The sequence below is a fragment of the Vibrio sp. 10N.222.55.C6 genome (genome assembly GCF_041473395.1).
Lineage (GTDB): Bacteria > Pseudomonadota > Gammaproteobacteria > Enterobacterales > Vibrionaceae > Vibrio > Vibrio crassostreae_C.
Genome location: NZ_JBFRSD010000467.1, coordinates 1 through 470, shown reverse-complemented (window position 1 = coordinate 470; position 470 = coordinate 1). Strand labels below are relative to the sequence as shown.

The window sequence follows — 470 nt, the reverse complement described above, 5'->3', positions numbered from 1 at the left end:
AAAATGAAATTAACCGATATGTCTTTTAAGCAAAAAATCATCGCCTTGCTTATTTTACCGATCTTAGGGTTTCTCTGGCTCAGTGTTTCAGCGATATCCAAGGGCGTGGAAACCAAGACTGAAATGTCTTCATTAAACCAACTGACACGTCTTTCGGTTGTGTACAGTGAGTTAGTGCATGAGTTACAAAAAGAGCGAGGCATGACCGCTGGCTTTATTGGTTCTCAAGGAACCAAGTTTGTCAGTGAATTAGCCTCGCAGAGAACCAGTGCTGACAACCGACGCAACCAAAGAAACGATTACTGGCAGTCTGCTAACATCGAACTGCCACAGATCAACCGTTTGAATACAGAGATCAGCCAAAGCCTTAATCAACTTTCTTCTATTCGAAATCGAGTGGATTCTCAATCGATTCCTCTGTCTGAGGCTTTGGGTTACTACACCCAACTGAATGCAAAGCTGCTGAGCGT

At 43.4% G+C, this 470-nt stretch carries 1 protein-coding gene; it reads left to right on the top strand.

Annotated elements, in window-relative coordinates:
- Nucleotides 1–3 precede the first annotated feature (3 nt).
- Nucleotides 4–470, top strand: a 467-nt coding sequence (locus AB4486_RS24625; RefSeq protein ID WP_372119304.1) for a nitrate- and nitrite sensing domain-containing protein, incomplete at its 3' end; no start/stop codon positions are given.